The sequence below is a fragment of the Ruminococcus sp. SR1/5 genome (genome assembly GCF_000209835.1).
Classification (GTDB): domain Bacteria; phylum Bacillota; class Clostridia; order Lachnospirales; family Lachnospiraceae; genus Blautia_A; species Blautia_A fusiformis.
The window spans coordinates 944,546-966,385 of the sequence record NC_021014.1 but is presented as its reverse complement, the minus strand read 5'-3'; the positions used below and the strand labels follow the sequence as shown (position 1 = coordinate 966,385).

The window sequence follows — 21,840 nt, the reverse complement described above, 5'->3', positions numbered from 1 at the left end:
GGAAAAATGATAAAAAAATATGTATATGGAGAGCCCTTTGAGACTGAGGCACTGACAGAAAACATTGAGACAGCAGAAGGAAAGCCAGGATATGGAGAAATCTGTGCAGAAGATGGATTTTCTTTTACTTATATCATGGATGAAGAGGATATCGTCTACGGATTGGGAGAATCCAACCGCGGTATCAACAAGAGAGGATTCATTTACACCAGTAACTGTACTGATGATCCGGAGCATACAGAGGATAAACATTCCCTGTACGGTGCACATAATCTTATCATTGTGTCCGGAAAAGAAACCTTTGGAATGTTTTTTGACTATCCGGCAGCGATCACCTTTGACATTGGCTATACCAGAATGGATACCATGAAGGTAACCTGCGAAAATGCAGACCTGAAGCTTTATGTGATCGAAGGGGAGAGTCCCTATGATATTGTAAAGCAGTTCCGTCATGTGATCGGAAGAAGCTATATCCCGCCGAAATTTGCCTTTGGATTTGGCCAGAGCAGATGGGGCTATACTACAAAAGAGGATTTCCGGAAGGTTGCAGCTGGATATCGTGAAAATCATATTCCTATTGATATGATCTATATGGATATTGATTATATGCAGTCTTATAAGGACTTTACATTAAGTGAAGAGAATTTTCAGGATTTTCCGGAATTCGTAAAGGAACTGAAGGATCAGGATATCCGTCTGATCCCGATCATCGATGCCGGCGTCAAGGTAGAGCCGGGATACGATGTTTATGAGGAGGGTGTCAAAAACCGCTACTTCTGCCAGAGAGAGGACGGCAGTGATTTTGTAGCTGCTGTATGGCCGGGGGATACTCATTTTCCGGATGTATTGAACAAAGATGCCAGAAAATGGTTCGGTGACAAATACCGTTTCCTGATCGAGAAGGGAATCGACGGTTTCTGGAACGATATGAATGAGCCGGCGATCTTCTATTCCACAGAGGGAATGAAAGAGGTCAAAGAGCTTGCAGGAGAATTTGCAAAAGATACGGAAGGAAAGATCCATATCTGGAAGATGCAGAGTGCACTTCGCAATGTTGCAAACAATCCGGAAGATTATCGGAGATTTTACCATAATGTGGATGGCAGAAAGATTCGCCATGACAAAGTCCATAACCTGTTTGGCTACAATATGACCAGAGCAGCAGGGGAGGCTTTTGAACGGATCGATCCGGAAAAACGTTTTCTGATGTTCTCCAGATCATCCTATATTGGTATGCATCGTTATAGTGGGATCTGGACCGGCGATAATAAATCCTGGTGGGCTCATATCCTTTTGAACCTGAAGATGATGCCATCTCTGAATATGTGTGGTTTCCTGTATGCAGGAGCAGATCTGGGTGGATTTGGCGCTGATACAACAAGAGAACTGCTGCTTCGTTTCCTGGCACTTGGAGTATTCACACCGCTGATGCGTGATCATACAGCAATCGGTACCAGAGAGCAGGAATGCTACCAGTTTGAAAATGTGGAAGATTTCCGTCATGTGATCGGTGTAAGATATCGTCTTATTCCATATCTTTACAGTGAATATATGAAGGCGGCTCTGAACGATGATATGTATTTCCGGCCGTTGGGCTTTGTTTATCCGGAGGATAAGATTGCCGTACATGTGGAAGACCAGCTGCTTCTTGGAAATGAGATCATGATCGCTCCGGTTTATGAACAGAACGCAAGAGGCCGTTATGTATATCTTCCAGAGGAGATGAAGTTTGTGAAATTCCTTCCGGATGGAACCATTGCAGAGGAGATCCTTGAAAAGGGTGTTCATTATGTAGAGGTGGCACTGAATGAGATTCCGTTGTTTATCCGGAAGGGAAAATGTATTCCGGTTGCAGAAGCAGCGGAATGTGTGGCAGCTCTGGATACAAAAAATATGCAGCTTCTCGGATATGAAGGTGCGGAGTATACCTTATATGAGGACGATGGGGTCCATAAGGATTACGACAGAGAAGAAAATTACCGTGTTCTGAAAAAATAAAGTCAGCAAAATGAAATATAAATTTCTGTGTTACATCATTTACGTTAAACAGTATAAAGAATACAGGATGTGAACAGTTGATAAACAGAAAAGCCGTAAGTATATGTGAAAGTTTCTTAAACATATATCTTACGGCTTTTGCTATTGCTGCTTTACATAAGATGTTTTATGTAAAGCAATTCGCATTCTGTTTAAATAACACTTCAGAAAGATTTGTTTATGCTTCTTCCTCAATCTGGATAACATTTTTCAGTACAGAGCAGCATGCCATGTCACCGATAACATTGACACAGGTGGCGCCCATATCACAGAGGGTATTGATGCTGATATAAACACCAAGAACTCCGGCAGGAAGTCCGGCCATAGTTGCCAGTGCTGCGAAAGATGCGATAGCACCACCGGGAACACCTGGAGTACCAACGGAAAGCAGTACGTTTGCAAGAAGGATAATGATCATAAGAGGAATACTTACATGGATCCCGCAGGCGTTTGCAAAGAACATGATCATAAAGGACATCAGGATAGATACAGCATCCATATTAACGGTAGCACCAAGAGGAATGGCGATGCTGGTGATCTGGTTGGATACGCCCATTTCTTCTTCCATACACTGCTTGCTTAATGGAATGGTTGCGGAGCTTGAGCAGGTTCCGAAGGCGTTCAGTGCTGCTGGCAGGATCGCTTTCAGGAATTTCAGCGGACTCTGTTTGCCGATCAGCTTTACAGAGAAACCATACACTACAATAGCGAAGCCAAAGAATGCCACATACAGAATGACAAGCTGTGTTGCAAGGGAAATGATCGTTTCAGTTCCGTTGGCTTCCACAACCGGTACGATGGTACAGAAAACACCGATGGGTGTAAAGTACATGATGGTTGTGATGATCTTCAGGCATACTTCATTGATGGAATCAATCAGATTAAGGAATGGAGTTCCTTTTTCACCGACTGCGATCAGTGTGAAACCGATGATCAGGGCAAACACCAGAACCTGGAGCATGTTTCCGTCAGCAAATGCGGCGATTGGGTTGGAAGGGATCAGGTTTTTCAGGGTGTCAAGGATACTGCTCATTTCTGTAGCCTGGATATCGGCTGTTGCCATCTCAAATTTGACTCCCTTTCCGAGATGGATCAGTCTCGGGATGATCAGTCCGCACAGGCTGGCAAGTGCCGTTGTGCAGAGAAAATAGATCATGGATGCTGCAGTGATCTTGCCGGTAGTACGTGCGTTTCCGATGGAACAGATTCCAATGACAATGGAACAGAAGACCATGGGAAAGATCATCATGTTCAGGGCGTTCATGTAGATACTTCCGATCAGACTGGTCACAGTGAGGACAGGTTCAAACCGTCCGGCCAGGAAAAGTCCTGTGAGGATACCCAGGATCAGTCCTGTAAAGATCGCACCGGTAATATGCTTCCGGTACCAGGAATAAAAAGATTTCATTTATGCGTTCCCTCCTAAGATAAATATGTATGGTATGTATAATATAGGAAAATACATGCAGGAAATTATATCATGTGAAAAAAGAAGCGTCAACTAAACCAGGCCAGGATTGCAGGTTCATGTATATTTTGATGGAAAAAGGCTGTTTTTGGATTTTTGTTTGACAAATACATCATAAGTAGTTAAAATTAATAGCAGTGTGTGAAAGCATTAAAGTATTAATACTGAGTAATTTGTCAGGAGGAATAAAAAATGGCTGCACCTTATAACCATAGAGCCATCGAAGCGAAATGGCGCACAAACTGGGAGAAAAAGCCGGTAAATGTCAATGATGGCAAGAAACCGAAATACTACTGTCTGGATATGTTCCCGTATCCGTCCGGAAACGGTCTTCATGTAGGACACTGGAGAGGCTATGTGATCTCTGATGTATGGAGCCGCTATAAAATGCTCCAGGGTTATTACCTGATCCATCCGATGGGATGGGATGCTTTTGGTCTCCCGGCTGAGAACTATGCCATCAAGATGGGTGTTCATCCGGCAGTATCTACAGCAGCAAACATCAAAAATATCAAACGTCAGATCAACGATATCGCAGCGATCTATGACTGGGATATGGAGGTTAACACAACAGATCCGGAATTCTATAAATGGACACAGTGGATCTTTGTAAAAATGTTCAAAGAGGGGCTTGCATATGAGAAGGAGTTCCCGATCAACTGGTGCCCTTCCTGTAAGACAGGTCTTGCAAATGAAGAGGTTGTAAACGGATGCTGCGAGCGTTGTGGCACTCCGGTTACCAAAAAGAACCTCCGTCAGTGGATGCTCCGCATCACAAAATATGCAGACAGACTTTTAAGTGATCTGGATAAACTGGACTGGCCGGAGAAGGTTAAAAAGATGCAGACAGACTGGATCGGCAAATCCTACGGCGCAGAGGTCGATTTCCCGGTTGAGGGAAGAGAAGAGAAGATCACGGTCTATACAACAAGACCGGATACTCTTCATGGAGCAACATTCATGGTACTTGCACCGGAGCATGCTCTTGCAAAATCTCTTGCAACAGACGAGACAAGAGAGGCTGTAGAGAAATATATCTTTGATGCTTCCATGAAATCCAATGTAGACCGTCTTCAGGATAAAGAGAAGACCGGTGTGTTCACAGGTACTTATGCGATCAATCCGCTGAACGGCGAGAAGCTTCCAATCTGGCTTTCTGACTATGTACTTGCTGATTATGGTACAGGTGCTATCATGTGTGTACCTGCTCATGATGACCGTGACTTTGAGTTCGCAAAGAAATTCGATATTCCGATCATCCAGGTTATCGCAAAAGATGGTAAAGAAATTCAGAATATGACAGAAGCTTACACAGAGGCTTCCGGAACCATGATCAACTCCGGTGAGTGGAATGGAATGGAATCTTCCGTACTGAAGAAGGAAGCACCGCATATCATCGAGAAGCTGGGTATCGGACGTAAGACTGTCAACTACAAACTGAGAGACTGGGTATTTTCCCGTCAGCGTTACTGGGGTGAGCCGATCCCGATCGTACACTGCCCGAAATGCGGTGCGGTACCGGTACCGGAGGATCAGCTTCCGTTAAGACTTCCGGAGGTAGAAAGCTACCAGCCGACAGGAACCGGAGAGTCACCGCTTGCAGCTATTGACGAGTGGGTAAATACCACATGCCCATGCTGTGGTGCTCCTGCAAAACGTGAGACAAACACCATGCCTCAGTGGGCAGGATCTTCCTGGTATTTCCTCCGTTATGTAGATAATAAGAATAATAAAGAACTGGTTTCCAAAGAGAAAGCTGATAAATATCTGCCGGTAGATATGTATATCGGTGGTGTAGAGCATGCTGTTCTTCATCTTCTGTACTCCAGATTCTACACCAAGTTCCTGTATGATATCGGAGCTATTGATTTCGATGAGCCATTTGTCAAGCTGTTCAACCAGGGTATGATCACAGGTAAAAACGGAATCAAGATGAGTAAATCCAAAGGAAATGTTATTTCACCGGATGATCTTGTAAATGATTACGGATGTGATTCCTTACGTATGTATGAGCTGTTCGTAGGACCACCGGAACTGGATGCAGAATGGGATGACAGAGGAATCGATGGTGTATCCAGATTCCTGAAACGTTTCTGGAATCTGGCTCTTGACAGCATTGAGAAAGATATCCCGGCTACCAAAGAGATGGAGAAGACCCGTCATAAGATGGTATACGATATCACCAGCAGACTTGAGGCCTTCAGCCTGAATACCGTAGTGTCCGGATTTATGGAATACACAAACAAGCTGATCGCTATCGCAAAGCAGAACGACGGCGCTGTTGACAAAGAAACCATCAAGACAGTTACCATTCTTCTTGCGCCATTTGTTCCTCATATTGCAGAGGAGATCTGGGAGAAGCTTGGTCATGAGGATTCCATTTTCCATGCACAGTGGCCGGCTCACGATGAGGAGCTTATGAAGGATGATGAGATCGAGGTTCCGGTTCAGATCAACGGCAAGACCAAGGCTGTTATCAGTATTCCGGCAGAAATCTCCAAAGAAGATGCGATTGCCGAAGGAAAGAAGGCAGTTGCAGATAAGATTTCCGGAAATATCATCAAAGAGATTTACGTACCGAAGAAGATCATCAATATCGTAGTAAAGTAATAAGATAAATCAAAAACACCCGAAGCAGGGCGGAAGATATTTCTGCCTTTGCCAGGGTGTTTTTTATATGGATAAACATCGTGAAGTAAGTATGCACAAAAATAACTAATGTTATTTAGAATAAATGCCAATAATATTTAGGCATTTTAACAGATTTGCCTAGTTTTTGGTCATGCCAATTATATTGTCTATTGTTATTCAAATGGAAAAAACGTACAGTAACACCATGAGTCAGGCAAAGATAGTAAGAAAGCTTTGGTACTCGAAATGCAGTGTGACGGAATGAAGATGTCCGTTTAGCTAGATTGCATATTTACATTGAGAGAAATAAGGAGAGATAGTATGAGCGCAATGAACACACTTAAGAAATTCGGACTTGAACAGGCATTCAATTATGTTTATAAAGATCCGGATAAGAATTTTATCAAGATCATGGACTGGGCAGATAAATTTTCCGGTGGTGGATTTCCTACACAGAGAGCAATGATCCGCGCAGCCATTTCTAATCCGGAACATCCGTATTATCCGTTTATTCATAGATTGGTAACTGATATTGATCCGCATGTTATGAAAACTCTGGTTGCAAACTTCTTTATCAATGCAAATCTTGCAGGCTGGAAGAAACAGGATGAATGCCGTGAGAAATATGGCTGTAATATCCCGTGGGCAATCCTTCTTGACCCAACAAGTGCATGTAACCTGCACTGTACAGGATGCTGGGCAGCAGAGTATGGAAACAAGCTGAACCTCACCTACGATGAGATCGATGACATCATCCGCCAGGGTAAGGAGCTTGGCGTTTATATGTATATTTACACAGGCGGAGAGCCACTTGTAAGAAAAAGGATCTGATCCGTCTTTGCGAGAAACATAATGACTGTATCTTCCTTTCCTTCACAAATGCAACACTGATCGATGAGGATTTTGCAAATGATATGCTTCGGGTAGGAAACTTTGTTCCTGCAATTTCACTGGAAGGATTTGAGACTGCAACAGATGGCAGAAGAGGAAATGGTGTATACCAGAAGGTTATCAAGGCCATCAATCTTCTCAGAGAGAAGAAGCTTGTATTTGGTATCTCTGCATGTTATACGAGTGCAAATTTCGAGTCTATCACATCAGAGGCATTTTACGACAGCCTGATCGATCTTGGAGCGTACTTTATCTGGTATTTCCATTATATGCCGGTTGGAAATGATGCAGCACCGGAGCTGCTTCCTACTCCTGCACAGAGAAGAGAAACCTATGAGCGTATCCGTAAATACCGTGCAACAAAGCCGTTGTTTGCCATGGATTTCCAGAATGATGCAGAGTTTGTGGGAGGATGTATTGCAGGCGGCCGTCGCTATCTGCATATCAATGCAAACGGCGATATCGATCCATGTGTGTTTATCCATTATTCTGATTCCAATATCCGCGAGAAAACACTTCTGGAAGCACTGCAGTCTCCGATGATGATGGCATATCATGACGGACAGCCGTTTAATGACAATATGTACCGTCCATGCCCGATGCTTGAAAATCCGCAGAAGCTGAGAGAAATGGTAGAAAAATCCGGAGCACATTCCACAGATCTTCAGTCACCGGAGAGTGCAGAGCATCTCTGTGCGAAATGTGACCGGTATGCTGAAAACTGGAAGCCGGTAGCAGAGGAAATGTGGAAGGAAGACCAGGAGAGAAAGGCAGCGAAGAAAGGCTGCTGATCTTGAAACTTAAAAAAGCAGAACTTATGAAAGAGCACGGTACCGGAAACAGGTGCCGGTGCTCTTTTTTTGAAAACGGAGGGATCAGACCATGAAAAAAATGATTGATAACATCAGAAAATATCTGCCGGCGGTGCTCCTTCTTGTGCTTCTCCTTTTCTGTATCCGTTATAGAGAGGATCTGTCTGTGGAAAGGATCTTAAGCTATACACCGGAGGAACCTGTTAAGGCTGCATTACTTATGCTTGGGCTTTATGCAGTGAAAAGTGTCTCTTTTATATTTCCAATTGCGATCCTGCAGCTTGCTGTAGGGCATCTGTTTTCTACAGGAACAGCACTTCTGGTGAACTTTCTGGGAAGAGCAGTCACATTGGCACTTCCATATTGGATGGGACGCTTCTCAGGTGCATCCATGGTGGAAAGTCTTACAGCTAAATATCCGAAACTGAAAACAGTAGTAGATTACCAGAACGGAAATTGCCTGTATATTTCATTTTTTATGCGGACATTGAACTTTTTACCGGGAGATGCTGTGAGTCTGTTTCTCGGAGCTGAAAAGATTCCATTTGGAACCTATATGGCAGGTGGCGTGCTTGGAACGCTGCCGGGAGTTATTCTCGCTACAATATTTGGAGCAAATATCAAAAATCCGAAGTCTCCGGCATTCTGGCTCTCCGCAGTGCTTCTTGTGATGATCAGTGTATTCTCGATCCTGATACACAGGCATATTTCCCGGAAGAAAAAATAACAGGACTTTCTCTTCCTGCTTTTACTGAGAGGAAAAATGTAGTATAATGCAGACAGTAAAGAAAAGAAGGGAAGGAACATGGGGATCGATCATAACAAAAGATTAAAGGAACATTTATATTATTACAGTGCAAGAATCAGCCGGGATATCTCAAATCTGATCAAGTGGTTGGTTCTTGCTGTCATTACAGGATGTATCGTAGGAGCTGCCAGCACACTGTTTTCTTTTACGTTGAAGGCAGTGACCAATTACCGGAAGGCTCATGAATGGATTTTTCTTTTGCTGCCATTATCCGGACTTGTCATTATATTTTTGTATGAGAAGCTTGGAAAAGAGGATGGAGGGACCAATCAGGTTCTTTCTACCGTGCGTTCCAGAGATGATGTGCCGATCCTTTCTGCGCCTCTGATCTTTATCACAACGGCGCTGACTCATCTTACCGGTGGTTCTGCGGGACGTGAGGGAGCAGCGATCCAGCTTGGAGGAAGTATTGCCAACCAGCTTGGAAGATGGATCCATCTGGACGAGGAGGACCGTCATGTAATTGTCATGTGCGGCATGAGCGCGGCGTTTTCCGCATTGTTTGGAACACCGATGGCAGCGGCAGTTTTTGCGCTGGAAGTGGTCAGTGTGGGCGTGATGTATTATGCAGCACTGATGCCGTGTATGATCGCGTCATTGATTGCTTCCGGATTTGCAGCCGGAATGGGAGTCACACCGGAAAGTTTTCATGTGACGGATATTCCGGCACTGACTGTGGAAACTGGCCTGAAAATGGGAGTGATCGCTCTGGGCTGTGCAATTGTCAGCATTATGTTCTGTATTGCGCTGAATGGTGCAGCAGGACTTTATGGCAGATGGTTTAAGAATAAATATGTCAGGGTTGCAGTGGGCGCCTGCCTGGTCATTGTTGTCACCTTTATTCTGAGAACAGATGAATATATGGGCGCTGGTGCGGAGCTTATTGAAAAAGCGGTGGAAAACGGACAGGCGGATACTTTCGCCTTTTTCTGGAAAATGGTGCTTACAGCACTGACTATGCGCGCAGGATTCCGCGGGGGAGAGATCGTACCTTCTTTCTGCATTGGAGCTACCTTTGGCTGTGTGATGGGTAATCTTATGGGAATTTCTCCGTCGATCTGTGCAGCCTGCGGAATGGCAGCAGTTTTCTGCGGTGTGACCAACTGTCCGATCACTTCGATCCTGATCGCTTTTGAAATGTTTGGCTTTAAGGGAGTATCCTTCTATCTGATCGCAGTATCTATCAGCTATGCAGCATCGGGATATTATGGCCTTTACAAGGATCAGACCATTGTGTACTCCAAATATAAAGCAAAATATGTGAACCGACATACCAAATTCTGATATAGAACGAAATGTGAAGGGGTGTGTATACTGGCATAATATCTTATGGAATACCGCATGGACATGGCTGGAAAATATCTGGACATCTGCGGAAATCTGATGTAATATATTAAACGTTAGTATTTACAGAAAGGCAGATTTTAAGGTATGGAAGAGAAGATTCTTGATTTTATCATGGAGTATGCACAGGAGAATGAGGGAGTCCCGTTTCAGGTGATCGAGGAGAATTTTAATATCGTTATGGATGATAAGCTGAAAGATATCATCAGTGATGCGATCTGGGACAGAGACAATGTTTCTGATGTGATCATGGAAAGTGAGCGTTATGTGATCACCTGTTTTGAAGATTAATACAGGGCTATCTGTGACCGTTACGGTAATGGAATTAAGAAATCTGATATGAGGAGAATGCATATAGGGCATTCTCCTTTTTTCGTCAATCTGTCAAAAGAATCCAAAAGAATCTAAAAGAATCTAAAAGAATTGAAGTTCCCTAAAAAGAATGATATCCTAAAGAAAAACAGATGGGGTGGTTGAAATGAACAGCAAATATGAGATCAGCACAAAAGAAAACCGGGAATTTCTGAAAGCATCCTGTGAGGAGCTTTTGAATTTCGGGCATCGGTTTCCTTCACCGAATGGAGGTTCCTATTATCTGGGGGACGACGGAACACCATGGAAGGACAGAAACCGGGAAACCTGGATCACCTGTCGTATGGCGCATGTATACAGTCTGGGTCTGATGCTTGGCCATGAGGGAAGCGAAGAGCTTGCGGATGCGGCATTGAAAGGTCTGAAGGGAGAGCTTCACGATGAAAAAAACGGTGGCTGGTATGCAGGTGTAACACCGGAAGGAGATATTGTGCCCAATAAACAGTGTTATGCCCATGCATTTGTGATCCTGGCTGCATCTTCCGCACTGACAGCCGGAAGGCCCGGGGCGAAAGAGCTCCTTGAAGAGGCATTGGCTGTTTATGACCGACATTTCTGGAATGAAGAGGAGGGGCTGGCCTGCGATACCTGGAATACGGAATTTACCGTGCTGGATGATTACCGGGGATTAAATGCCAATATGCATACGGTAGAGGCTTTTCTGGCAGCAGGAGATGTCACCGGGGATAAAAAATATCACATTCGTGCAGGCAGGATCATTGATCATGTGATCCAGTGGGCAGAAGATAACTCCTGGAGGATCCCGGAACATTTTACGAGGGAATGGGTGGCAGATCTTGACTGCAACCGTGACCGTCCGGATGATCCGTTCAAGCCATACGGCGCAACACCGGGACATGGAATCGAATGGGCAAGGCTGATCACACAGTGGACGCTTGCAAACTGTGGAGAAGAGAAAGAAAAACTGGAAAAACATCTTCAGGCAGCAGAAAACCTTTACACAACAGCAATAAAAGACGGCTGGAACGCAGATGGTGCACCGGGAATTGTATACACGACAGATTGGAATGGCAAACCGGTGGTACATGACCGTATGCACTGGACTCTTGCGGAAGCGATCAATACCTCTGCAGTTCTTTATCAGGTGACCGGTAAGGAGAAATATGCGAAAGATTATGCTGCGTTTATGAAGTACCTGGATGAAGTGGTCATGGATCACGAAAACGGCTCCTGGTTTCATCAGCTGGATGAGCAGAATCATCTGAAAGGAACCGTATGGCCCGGAAAATCTGATCTGTACCATGCACTGCAGTCTACACTGATCCCATATCATAAAGCAGATACGTCTATTGCACCGGCAGTGAAGAAAAAACTGGAGATCTGAACAAAATCGTTTTGCGATTTTTGTTCGTGAGCATGTAACGAAGCGGAGTGCGAATGTTCAATAAAAAACTTCCTGTGTTTACAGAAAAATTTCTCAGGACAGATACTTGCAGAGATACAGGTATCCGGTCTTGAAGAAATACGAGAACACAGGAAGGTTTTTTGTTGAATAGTTATTACTCCGTAACCTCTTTCAGATCCGAAATATCCGGAGAGGCCATCAGAGAATAGTTGGTGTAATAAACAACGAAACCAGGTTTTGCGCCGGCAGGTTTCTTGACATGTTTTTTCTGGATGTAATCAATCTCTACCTTGGGAGCAGAGTGTCCCTTGGAATACCAGGCTGCCAGGCGTCCTGCCTCTTCAAAGGTGCGGTCCGGAAGTTCTCCGTCTTTGGTACGGACAACCACATGGGAACCGGCCATTTTTTTCGCATGGAACCACCAGTCATTTCCGGTTGCAAACTTGAAAGTCAGTTCATCATTCTGAAAATTGTTTTTGCCAACATAAATATCAAAACCGTCACTGGATATGTAGTGGAGCGGTTTGGATTTGGGCTGGGCTTTCTGGCCCTTTTTATTGGTGTAATGACGCTTGATATAGCCGTATTCGGTAAGCTCTTCCTTGATCTGGGAAAGATCACTTTCAGATCTGGCGATATCCAGAGCATTGGAGATAGATTCCAGATGAGAGATCTCACTTTCCGTATCTGTGATCTGTTCTGTGACGGCTTCCTCTGTACGCTTTAGCTTTCCGTATTTATCAAAATATTTCTTGGAATTCTGTGCCGGAGTCAGTGTCGGGTCAAGAGGGATAGTGATCTCCTCATTGGTGTAATAGTTCAGTGCCGTAAAGGATCTGCAGCCTTCCTCAAGCCCGTATCCGTAGGTGTTGATCAGTTCACCGTAGACCTTGAATTTATCTTTTTTGCAGTATCATTCAGCTGCTTTTTCTGGATGTTGTATTTTTTTCGGTTACGTTCCAGAGCGGTCTGTACTACACGGCGAAGATCGGAGGATTTCTGGTGGATACGTGTCAGCAGACTTTTGGTAGCGTAATAGGTCTCCAGCATAACAGAGACACTGTCAAAGATTTCGCTGCGGTATTCACTGCCAAACTGTTGATAAGGAAAGACACCGTATTCCACAGGCTCCTCTCCGCGGTAGACAATATTTGGGGTGAACGCTCTGTTCCGAATCTGTTCCATAAGGCGGAGAAAGGTATGATAAAGATGGGTGCAGGCTGCCTCATCCAGAGACTGCGATGCATCGCTTCCGTCAATGGATGCACGGTAGCAGATCTCCTCAGCCATTACCGGGCTCATACCTGTAAGTGAAGTGTAAAGCGCCTTGGAAATATTCACAGGCTTTTTACAGATGTGCTGTGTGAACTCCTCCTCGGAAACAGTCAGCGGATTTTCTTTATCCCTAGTATTGGGAATGAAATATTCTCTTCCGGGAAGAACCTCACGGACAGAGCTCATATGGGAAGAGACATGCTTGATGCTGTCCAGGATCATGCCTTTTTCGTCACAGAAGATGATGTTGCTGTGCTTGCCCATCAGCTCCATGATCAGACGCTTTCTGCAGGGATCCCCCAGCTCATTAAGATGCTCCAGCTCAAATTCCACCACACGCTCCATTCCAGGCTGCTTCACATCAAGGATACGGGCGCTTCCGATGTGCTTTCTGAGAAGCATGCAGAAGTTCGGTGCAGTTAAAGGACTGATACGGTTCTTATCTGTAAAATAGATCAGAGGAAGGGATGCGCTTGCACTTAAGAGAAGACGTTTCTGTCCATTTGCGCCCTTTCCTGTGATCAAAAGTTCATCGTTTTCCGGCTGGGCGATCTTGTTGATACGTCCGCCTTTTAAATTATCATCGATTTCTGCCACGAGAGCAGAAACTGTAATTCCGTCAAATGCCATGATTTTACCTCCATTTCAACATCAATCATTATAACAGTAAAAAAAGAGTTTGACTAGGGTTTTGGAATGAACTATAATAAATCCGTATGCAATCAGTTACTGTATTTATCAGCAGCTGATAAACTTAAGAGGCAGTATTGGAGGATAACATGATAAAAAGTATGACCGGCTTTGGCAGGGCAGAAGCAGTTTCCAGAGAGCGTAAGGTTTCTGTTGAACTGAAATCCGTCAATCACAGATATCTGGATCTGAACATCAAAATGCCGAAAAGACTCAGCTATTTTGAGGGAGAGATCCGAAATGTGATGAAGACTTATATCCGCCGCGGCAAAGTCGATGTGTTCATCACCTATGAAGACTATACAATGGGCGGAATGGCTCTGAAATACAATGCAGAGCTGGCAAAGGAATATCTGGGCTATCTGAACCAGATGAGTGAGGAACTGGGGATCGAGAATGATATCCGTGTTTCCACACTTTCCAGATATCCGGATGTGTTTACAATGGAAGAGCAGGCTCCGGATGAGGAAGAGCTCTGGAATTTTCTGGAAGGTCCGCTTCATGAGGCCTGCCGGAAATTTGTGGAGACCCGCCAGCGTGAGGGTGCTAATCTGAAACAGGATCTTCTTGGGAAGCTGGACGGACTGGAAGCAAAGGTCGATGTAGTGGAAAAACGTTCTCCGGAAGTAGTGAAGGCTTATCGGGAGAAACTGGAAGCCAAGATGCACGAGCTACTTGAAGATAACCAGATCGATGATTCCAGGATCGCCGCAGAGGTGATACTTTTTTCAGATAAGATCTGCAATGATGAGGAGACGGTACGTCTTCGAAGCCACATCCACGGAATGAGAAAGATCCTGGACGAGAACGAGGGCGTGGGACGTAAGATGGATTTCATGGCACAGGAGATGAACCGTGAGGCGAACACTATCCTGTCTAAATCCAATGATCTTATTGTATCCAACGCGGCCATCGATCTGAAGACAGAGATCGAGAAGATCCGTGAGCAGATCCAGAATATCGAGTAACCGGACAGGAAACAGGCTGTACACAGACAGAAAGGAAGAGCGTAAATGGCGAAACTTATTAATGTAGGCTTTGGAAATGTTGTCAATTCACGCAAGATCGTGGCTGTGGTAAGTCCGGATGCCGCTCCTGTAAAGCGCATGATACAGAGTGTCAAGGGGACCCGAACTCTGATCGATGCCACACAGGGAAGAAAAACAAAAGCAGTGATTGTTACTTCCGATGATTATCTTGTCCTTTCCGCTCTGCAGCCGGAAACTATTGCCAGGAGATTTTCGGAAGCGTATGGAGAGGAAATGAGGGAGGAAGGAAATGAGTAAGGGAATTTTAGTTGTTGTTTCGGGCTTTTCCGGTTCCGGAAAAGGTACTGTCATGAAACGGCTGATGGAAAAATATGACAATTATGCATTATCTGTTTCTGTTACTACCAGAAATCCAAGACCGGGTGAGAAGGACGGGGAGGCTTATTTCTTCCGCACAAAAGAAGAATTTGAACAGCTGATCCGGGAAGACGGACTGATCGAGTATGCACAGTATGTGGAGAATTATTATGGCACACCCCGCAAATATGTAGAGGAGCAGCTTTCCGCAGGGAAAGATGTGATCCTTGAGATCGAGATCCAGGGTGCCATGAAGATCCGTGAGAAGTTTCCGGATACACTGCTGGTATTTGTATGTCCGCCGTCTATGGAGGAGCTTAAGAACCGTCTGGTAGGTCGCGGAACAGAGACTCTGGATGTGATCAACGGGCGTCTCAGAAGAGCGGTTGAAGAATCCAGAGGAATGGATAAATATGATTATCTCCTGATCAATGATGATCTGGAGGAATGTGTTGATACACTTCATGAGACCATCCGGTGTGAGCGCATGCGTACATCCAGGAATCATGATTTTGTATCCAGGATCCAGAAAGAAGCGGAAGCTTTTTTATAAATACCAATTAACAAGTTAAATACGGCCCTGCCGTTACAGAAGGGAGAAAAGATATGATACATCCATCTTATTCAGAATTAATTGAGGCTATCAACACAAACAACGAGGACGACGATGAGGCTCTCGTGCTGAACAGCCGTTATTCTCTTGTACTTGCAGCAAGCAAACGTGCCCGCCAGCTGATCGCAGGAGCAGAGCCGCTTGTACCGGGCGCAGCAGGAAAGAAACCGCTTTCCGTTGCCATTGATGAGCTTTACAAGGGCAAAGTAAAGATTCTTCCCGGACAGGAGGAAGAGGAAGAGCTGGAGGCTCTTGAAGCTGAGAAGGAGGCTCTTGAGGCAGCAGAGGGCGAGACCGCAGAGGGCACTGAGACTGCAGAAGCAGCTCAGACAGAAGCGGAGTAATTTTATGAAAATATTATTCATCTCTCTTGGCTGTGACAAGAACCTGGCGGATTCTGAGGAAATGCTGGGACTTCTTACAGCCGGAGGTCATGAGATCACAGACGATGAAACACAGGCAGATGCAATCGTGATCAATACCTGCTGTTTTATCAAGGATGCCAAGGAAGAGAGTGTGGAAGCCATTCTTGAAATGGCAGAATACAAAAAACAGGAAGCTGCCATGCACTGATCGTTACCGGCTGTATGGCACAGCGATACCAGAAAGAGATCATTGAGGAGGTTCCGGAGGTCGATGCTGTTCTTGGAACCACATCCTACGGCGACATCGTAAAGGCTCTGGAGGAAGCAGTAGCCGGAAATCATTTCGAAGAATTCCGTGATATTGATTATCTGCCGGATACAGGAAGCAAACGTGTCCTTACAACAGGTGGACATTTCGGCTACCTGAAGATCGCAGAAGGCTGCGACAAGCACTGTACCTACTGCATTATCCCGAAGCTCAGAGGTAAATTTCGAAGCGTCCCAATGGAGCGCCTCATTGCCCAGGCAGAGGATATGGCTGAACAGGGAGTGAAAGAGCTGATCCTGGTAGCACAGGAGACCACCGTTTACGGAAAGGATCTTTACGGCAAAAAATCTCTTCACATTCTTTTAAAGAAGCTCTGTGAGATCAGAGGTATCCGTTGGATTCGCATCCTTTATTGTTATCCGGAGGAGATTTACGATGAACTGATCGAAACCATTCGTGATGAGAAGAAGATCTGTCATTATCTGGATATTCCGATCCAGCACGCATCGGACCGAATTCTTAAAAGAATGGGCCGCCGTACTTCCAAACAGGAACTGATCGATATTGTCGGAAAGCTCCGTAAGGAGATTCCGGATATCGTACTGCGTACAACTCTGATCACCGGATTTCCGGGTGAGACGGAGGAAGACCATGAAGAACTGAAGGAGTTCGTAGATGAGATGGAATTTGACCGTCTCGGTGTCTTCACTTACTCTCCGGAGGAGAATACCCCGGCAGCAGAGATGGCAGACCAGGTTCCGGAAGAAGTGAAGGAAGAACGCAGAGACGAGCTGATGGAGCTTCAGCAGGAGATTTCTTATGACAGAGGCCAGGACCGTATCGGACAGGAACTTCTTGTTATGATCGAAGGAAAAGTTGCAGATGAAAGTGCCTATATCGGACGTACCTACGGGGATGCACCGAAGGTTGACGGATACATTTTCGTTCAGACAGGCGAACTGCTTATGACAGGTGATTTTGCAAAGGTACGTGTGACAGGTGCGCTTGAGTATGATTTGATAGGAGTGCTGAGCGATGAATACACCGAATAAACTTACAGTTGCAAGAATGATACTTGTACCATTTCTTGTAGTTTTCTTACTGACAGGATGGGGAGGAGAAGCAAACCGCTGGATCTGTCTTGCGATTTTTGTCGCAGCAAGTGTGACAGACTGGTTTGACGGTCATCTTGCCAGAAAATATAATCTGATAACCAATTTTGGAAAATTTATGGATCCGCTGGCAGACAAGCTTCTGGTATGCTCTGCCATGATCTGCATGATCGAGGTTGACAAGCTTCCGGCATGGGTTGTGATCATTATCATCGGACGGGAATTTATCATCAGCGGTTTCCGTCTGATCGCAGCGGAGAACGGAATTGTCATTGCCGCAAACTACTGGGGAAAATTCAAAACCGTTTCCCAGATGATCATGATCATACTTCTGATGCTGGATTTCGGAGGTGTTTTTGCAGTGCTGACACAGATATTTATCTGGCTGTCCGTTGCACTGACCATTATCTCCCTGCTGACTTATATCATGCAGAACAGAAAGGTCCTTTCCATGCAGGAGTAGGGATCAGAGTATACGAAAGGAGTTTCTTTTCATGATCACAGAACTGATATCCGTAGGAACCGAGATCCTTCTAGGAAATATCGTAAATACCAACAGCGCCTATCTTTCTGAAAAATGCGCCCTGCTTGGGTTAAGTGTTTACTATCAGGATGTAGTAGGTGATAATGAAGGCCGTATGCGTGACGTGATCCGTACTGCACTGGATCGTTCCGATGTTGTGATCCTCACCGGAGGTCTTGGACCAACAGAGGATGATATCACCAAGGAAGTAACTGCGGATCTGATGGGAATGCCTCTTAAGGAAGATTCCCACTCAAGGAAACTGATCGATAAATATCTGAAGGAATATGAGAAAAACAATCCTCAGAGACGTATCACGAAGAACAACTATAAACAGGCCATGGTTCCTGAGGGAGCCATTGTTCTTGACAATCATAACGGAACTGCTCCGGGACTGATCCTTGAGAAAAAGGAAAAACCGCGATCCTTCTTCCTGGACCTCCCAATGAGCTGAAGCCCATGTTCGAGGAGTACGTTGTCCCATATCTGCAGAAAAACCAGCCGGAGATCATTGTGTCCCAGATGGTAAAGATCAGCGGGATCGGTGAGAGTCAGGTAGCAGAGGAAATCCAGGATCTGATCGAAAGCCAGACCAATCCTACCATTGCACCTTATGCAAAAACCGGTGAAGTGCATCTTCGTGTGACAGCAAGCGCAGAGAATGAAAAGGCCTGCAGAAAGCTGATCAAACCGGTTGTCAAGGAGCTAAAGAAGCGTTTTGGAGAGAATGTTTTCGCCACAGATGAGAGCAAGACACTGGAGGAAGCGGTGATCGATCTTCTGAAAGAGAAAGATCTGAAGCTTTCCCTGGCGGAATCGCTTACCGGCGGTATGATCGCCCAGCGCATTGTCAATGTATCCGGTGCGTCTGAGGTGTTTGGCTATGGTTTTGTGACTTACAGTAACAAGGCCAAGCATAAATGTCTGGGAGTGAAGAAGCGTACTCTGAAGGAGCAGGGGGCAGTTTCCGCCAAGTGTGCCAGAGAAATGGCAAAGGGCGCCTGCAAAGCATCCGGAGCAGACATCAGTATTTCCGTGACGGGTCTGGCAGGACCGGGAGGCGGAACAAAGGAAACTCCGGTTGGTACTGTATTTATGGGCTGCTGCTATAAGGGCAAGGCTATTGCTAAAGAGTTCCACTTTACAGGAAACCGCATGCGGATCCGCGAGCAGACTACAGCGCATGCACTGGCGATGTTACGTGACTGTATCATTATGAGCAGATAGCGAATGCCTTGATCTGCCTGCTATTACGGATCAACCATGATATTTTTTATATAACAGGACTGATTTTTAAACAGATGAAACTTTTGATTTCAAGTATCTGTATCAAAAATCAGTCCTGTTTTATTTTGTTTCCTGACAATAAGCCCCGGTATGGGCGATGAAAGAATATAAACGATCATATTTACAAGGATACTATCATAAGTGCTAGTGTTTTTATAAGGGATTTCCTCTAAAATGTGATTAAAGCAATATATGACGTAAATATACGTTTTACCGGAAAGGGGGAAATCAGAATGAAAAAGAAAAAAAATCTGTTGTGTTTTGTGCTGCTGATCAGCCTTATTTTTACGATGGCATTTGGAAGTGTGACGGTCAGCGCCGCACCAAAACTGAACAGAACAAAAGTAACTCTTTTAAAAGGTGAGAAGACAACACTTAAGGTTACCGGAACCAGGCAGAAGGTTGCCTGGAGATCTTCCAAAAAGAGTGTTGCGACCGTAAACAGCAAAGGTCAGGTGGTTGCCAAAAATAAAGGTTCCGCAACGATCTATGCAAAGGTAAGCAAAAAACATATAAATGTGTTGTAAAGGTAGAAACACCGAAGCTCAGCAGGACATCGCTGACATTAACAGAAAAGAAATCCAGTGCCATTAAATTGACAGGAACAACTGTGAAGGTGAAATATTCTTCTTCCAATCCGAAGATCGCACGTGTGGATTCCAAAGGAAAGATCACCGCAGTGAAAAAAGGAACAGCAGTAATCACAGCGAAGGCAAATACGAAGAAATTTAACTGTAAGGTTACAGTAAAAGCAGCGCAGAAACCGAAGCCGACACCTACACCGGTGCCGAAACCATCTTTAAGTGACACCACCTTAAATATGAATAAAGGTGATGTGAGACAGCTTCAGGTAAAGAATTATAAAGAGATTCTTGTATGGACCAGTGATGATACATCTGTTGCAACTGTAGACAGTAAAGGCAAAGTAACGGCAGTGAATGTGGGAACAACAAAGATCCAGGTCCGGGATAAGAGTACCTGGCGAGGTAGCTGTACTGTCCACGTGACACAGACAGTAAAGAAACAGGTGGAGCCGGTTCTTACAAAAGGAACTAAATCTGCAAAAAAAGAGATCACCAATGATAAAGGACAGAAGGAAGTCATTAATGTAACGATAAATACCTATACTTACACCTTTACTACGATCCCGACCAATGCAGAGGAGCTGAAACAGTATGATATCACAACGGCAGACGGACGCTATAAGACCATGGCTCTTCTGATCCTTGCATATCGTACCTGGACACCGACCAATCCGACGGACTGCGAGGAGATGATTTCTTATCTCAACAATAAAGAGATGACTCAGTATTACAAAAACTTTTTGAGGGATCGTATGAAAGCGGATAACGGATATAAATATCTTGGCAATTCTTACCTGAATGGAGCAACTCCGGCCAACAATTATACTCCGTCTAAACCGATTTCCATTACGTTAAGACAGGACACACTTCCGGGTAAGGGAAATTCCATCAGTGAAGATATCCCGTATTTTGAACCGACCCAGACCACTCCTGCGATCTACAGATCATTTACTGATTTTGCAGGCAGCGACAGTTCCAGATGGATCTGTACATATAAGCACTCCAAAACCGGAAAATGGTATATCTGGGATCAGTCCTGGCATGATCTTCTTACCAGGATCAAACAGCCGGCAGGAAACTATGAATATTGATCGAATGTGAATGTACCGCTATTCAATCCCATTCTAAAAAAGGAACCGACAGCGTAAAAACTGTCGGTTCCTTTTTGGCATACATAATAGAATATCTCATCGGTGCAGCGCAAACTTTTCAATGACGCGTGCTACACCGTCTTCGTCATTGGAAGCAGTAATATAATCGGCTGCTTCTTTTACCTGGGGCTGTGCATTGGCCATGGCTACGCCAAAACCGACTTCCCGGAGAAGATGGACATCGTTGTCACCGTCTCCGCATGCCATAATGGATTCCCTTGGGATTCCCAGCATTTCGCCAAGAGCAACAAGAGCGGTTCCTTTGTTGACACCGGCGGCGTTGATCTCAATATTGTAGCTTAAGGAGCCTACAAGCTCCAGCTCCTTAAGTTCACTTAATTCCTTCCAGGCGGCGGCACGTTCCTCCATGTCTGCAAAAAGCGCCTGGACTTTATCCATGCTTCTGTTTTCTTTTGTAATGACATCCTGGATGTCCGGAACCGCGATACGGGTAGTACGGACATAATTCCACATATTAGGGTCGTGATGGTATTTTCCTACATTATCAAGCTTGGCAGCGTCTGCATATCCCTGGCCGTCAAAATAGATCTCACTTAAAGTATCATATTTTTCAAAGATACGGAGAGCTTTTTTTGCACTTTCCATGGGAAGAAGCTGCTCGATAAGAAGTTTATTATGGTCTGTATCAAGGACTCTGGCTCCGTTGGAGGTGAGAGCATAGTGAATTCCCGGAAAATTTCTCAGTTCCGCGGGAATGCCGGTATATGGCCGGCCGGTAGCCATCAGAACAAGGATACCTGCATCAATAGCTTCCTTGAGAACGCGCCTGGTATTTTCTGTGAGTTCTTTTTTTGTATTCAGAAGAGTTCCGTCCAGATCAAGACCGATCATTTTTATCTGCTGCATATTTAAGATTTCCTTTCCCGGTTAAGGTCA

Annotated in this window: 15 protein-coding genes and 4 pseudogenes; 16 read left to right on the top strand and 3 right to left on the bottom strand. The window is 44.9% G+C overall.

What is annotated here, in order from left to right; translation table 11 throughout:
• Nucleotides 1-6: 6 nt before the first annotated feature.
• Nucleotides 7-1,998 (top strand): glycoside hydrolase family 31 protein, encoded by a 1,992-nt coding sequence (locus CK1_RS04995; protein WP_015525203.1) that lies wholly within the window; start codon nucleotides 7-9, stop codon nucleotides 1,996-1,998.
• A 217-nt stretch (nucleotides 1,999-2,215) separates the two neighbouring features.
• Here the strand turns inward: CK1_RS04995 and CK1_RS04990 are convergent, their stop codons facing one another.
• A complete protein-coding gene (locus CK1_RS04990) occupies nucleotides 2,216-3,445 on the bottom strand; it encodes a dicarboxylate/amino acid:cation symporter (protein WP_015525202.1) in 1,230 nt (409 codons plus the stop codon).
• Nucleotides 3,446-3,697: 252 nt separating this feature from the next.
• On the opposite strand from CK1_RS04990, the gene leuS reads away from it, so the two are divergent.
• The 6 genes and pseudogenes from leuS to CK1_RS04960 all read left to right on the top strand — a co-directional run bounded on the left by leuS (nucleotide 3,698) and on the right by CK1_RS04960 (nucleotide 11,708).
• Complete coding sequence (leuS, locus tag CK1_RS04985) at nucleotides 3,698-6,115, top strand: leucine--tRNA ligase (RefSeq protein ID WP_015525201.1); 2,418 nt, start codon at nucleotides 3,698-3,700, stop codon at nucleotides 6,113-6,115.
• A gap of 342 nt (nucleotides 6,116-6,457) precedes the next feature.
• Nucleotides 6,458-7,818: pseudogene (locus CK1_RS04980) on the top strand (radical SAM/SPASM domain-containing protein).
• Between the two features lie 91 nt (nucleotides 7,819-7,909).
• Nucleotides 7,910-8,566, top strand: a complete 657-nt coding sequence (locus CK1_RS04975; protein WP_015525198.1) for a TVP38/TMEM64 family protein — start codon at nucleotides 7,910-7,912, stop codon at nucleotides 8,564-8,566.
• Nucleotides 8,567-8,644: 78 nt separating this feature from the next.
• Entirely contained in the window at nucleotides 8,645-9,931 is a 1,287-nt protein-coding gene (locus tag CK1_RS04970) for a chloride channel protein (protein ID WP_015525197.1), read from the top strand.
• 147 nt (nucleotides 9,932-10,078) lie between these two features.
• On the top strand, nucleotides 10,079-10,282 hold the full coding sequence (locus CK1_RS04965) for a hypothetical protein (protein ID WP_015525195.1): 204 nt from the start codon (nucleotides 10,079-10,081) through the stop codon (nucleotides 10,280-10,282).
• 187 nt (nucleotides 10,283-10,469) lie between these two features.
• Nucleotides 10,470-11,708, top strand: coding sequence for an AGE family epimerase/isomerase (locus tag CK1_RS04960; RefSeq protein ID WP_015525194.1), 1,239 nt, complete (start codon nucleotides 10,470-10,472; stop codon nucleotides 11,706-11,708).
• Between the two features lie 175 nt (nucleotides 11,709-11,883).
• On the opposite strand, the pseudogene CK1_RS04955 reads toward CK1_RS04960, so the two are convergent.
• Nucleotides 11,884-13,634, bottom strand: a pseudogene (locus CK1_RS04955) (Rqc2 family fibronectin-binding protein).
• 149 nt (nucleotides 13,635-13,783) lie between these two features.
• On the opposite strand from CK1_RS04955, the gene CK1_RS04950 reads away from it, so the two are divergent.
• From CK1_RS04950 to CK1_RS04910, 9 genes and pseudogenes are all read left to right on the top strand, one after another.
• On the top strand, nucleotides 13,784-14,662 hold the full coding sequence (locus tag CK1_RS04950) for a YicC/YloC family endoribonuclease (protein WP_015525190.1): 879 nt from the start codon (nucleotides 13,784-13,786) through the stop codon (nucleotides 14,660-14,662).
• Nucleotides 14,663-14,707: 45 nt separating this feature from the next.
• Entirely contained in the window at nucleotides 14,708-14,980 is a 273-nt protein-coding gene (locus CK1_RS04945) for a DUF370 domain-containing protein (RefSeq protein ID WP_015525189.1), read from the top strand.
• The gene (gmk, locus tag CK1_RS04940) at nucleotides 14,973-15,593 is read left to right on the top strand and encodes a guanylate kinase (RefSeq protein ID WP_015525188.1); all 621 of its coding nucleotides are present in this window, start codon (nucleotides 14,973-14,975) and stop codon (nucleotides 15,591-15,593) included. The genes CK1_RS04945 and gmk overlap by 8 nt, the downstream gene beginning before the upstream one ends.
• Before the next feature lie 53 nt (nucleotides 15,594-15,646).
• The gene (gene rpoZ / locus CK1_RS04935) at nucleotides 15,647-15,997 is read left to right on the top strand and encodes a DNA-directed RNA polymerase subunit omega (protein ID WP_015525187.1); all 351 of its coding nucleotides are present in this window, start codon (nucleotides 15,647-15,649) and stop codon (nucleotides 15,995-15,997) included.
• 4 nt (nucleotides 15,998-16,001) lie between these two features.
• Nucleotides 16,002-17,338 (top strand): annotated as a pseudogene (gene rimO / locus CK1_RS04930) (30S ribosomal protein S12 methylthiotransferase RimO).
• Complete coding sequence (pgsA, locus tag CK1_RS04925) at nucleotides 17,322-17,861, top strand: CDP-diacylglycerol--glycerol-3-phosphate 3-phosphatidyltransferase (protein WP_015525184.1); 540 nt, start codon at nucleotides 17,322-17,324, stop codon at nucleotides 17,859-17,861. The pseudogene rimO and the gene pgsA overlap by 17 nt, the downstream one beginning before the upstream one ends.
• Before the next feature lie 31 nt (nucleotides 17,862-17,892).
• Nucleotides 17,893-19,148 (top strand): annotated as a pseudogene (locus tag CK1_RS04920) (competence/damage-inducible protein A).
• Between the two features lie 293 nt (nucleotides 19,149-19,441).
• Nucleotides 19,442-19,735, top strand: coding sequence for an Ig-like domain-containing protein (locus tag CK1_RS04915; protein WP_015525181.1), 294 nt, complete (start codon nucleotides 19,442-19,444; stop codon nucleotides 19,733-19,735).
• An 83-nt stretch (nucleotides 19,736-19,818) separates the two neighbouring features.
• On the top strand, nucleotides 19,819-20,883 hold the full coding sequence (locus tag CK1_RS04910; RefSeq protein WP_306288775.1) for a DUF6935 domain-containing protein: 1,065 nt from the start codon (nucleotides 19,819-19,821) through the stop codon (nucleotides 20,881-20,883).
• Nucleotides 20,884-20,979: 96 nt separating this feature from the next.
• On the opposite strand, the gene CK1_RS04905 is transcribed toward CK1_RS04910, so the two are convergent.
• Nucleotides 20,980-21,810: a Cof-type HAD-IIB family hydrolase gene (locus tag CK1_RS04905; RefSeq protein WP_015525180.1), complete on the bottom strand. Its 831-nt coding sequence runs from the start codon at nucleotides 21,808-21,810 to the stop codon at nucleotides 20,980-20,982.
• Nucleotides 21,811-21,840 lie beyond the last annotated feature (30 nt).

Coding starts and splice junctions, on each gene's coding strand:
- CK1_RS04995 (WP_015525203.1), top strand. CDS start 7: ATGATAAAAAAATATGTATATGGAGAGCCCTTTGAGACTGAGGCACTG.
- CK1_RS04990 (WP_015525202.1), bottom strand. CDS start 3,445: ATGAAATCTTTTTATTCCTGGTACCGGAAGCATATTACCGGTGCGATC.
- leuS (WP_015525201.1), top strand. CDS start 3,698: ATGGCTGCACCTTATAACCATAGAGCCATCGAAGCGAAATGGCGCACA.
- CK1_RS04975 (WP_015525198.1), top strand. CDS start 7,910: ATGAAAAAAATGATTGATAACATCAGAAAATATCTGCCGGCGGTGCTC.
- CK1_RS04970 (WP_015525197.1), top strand. CDS start 8,645: ATGGGGATCGATCATAACAAAAGATTAAAGGAACATTTATATTATTAC.
- CK1_RS04965 (WP_015525195.1), top strand. CDS start 10,079: ATGGAAGAGAAGATTCTTGATTTTATCATGGAGTATGCACAGGAGAAT.
- CK1_RS04960 (WP_015525194.1), top strand. CDS start 10,470: ATGAACAGCAAATATGAGATCAGCACAAAAGAAAACCGGGAATTTCTG.
- CK1_RS04950 (WP_015525190.1), top strand. CDS start 13,784: ATGATAAAAAGTATGACCGGCTTTGGCAGGGCAGAAGCAGTTTCCAGA.
- CK1_RS04945 (WP_015525189.1), top strand. CDS start 14,708: ATGGCGAAACTTATTAATGTAGGCTTTGGAAATGTTGTCAATTCACGC.
- gmk (WP_015525188.1), top strand. CDS start 14,973: ATGAGTAAGGGAATTTTAGTTGTTGTTTCGGGCTTTTCCGGTTCCGGA.
- rpoZ (WP_015525187.1), top strand. CDS start 15,647: ATGATACATCCATCTTATTCAGAATTAATTGAGGCTATCAACACAAAC.
- pgsA (WP_015525184.1), top strand. CDS start 17,322: ATGAATACACCGAATAAACTTACAGTTGCAAGAATGATACTTGTACCA.
- CK1_RS04915 (WP_015525181.1), top strand. CDS start 19,442: ATGAAAAAGAAAAAAAATCTGTTGTGTTTTGTGCTGCTGATCAGCCTT.
- CK1_RS04905 (WP_015525180.1), bottom strand. CDS start 21,810: ATGCAGCAGATAAAAATGATCGGTCTTGATCTGGACGGAACTCTTCTG.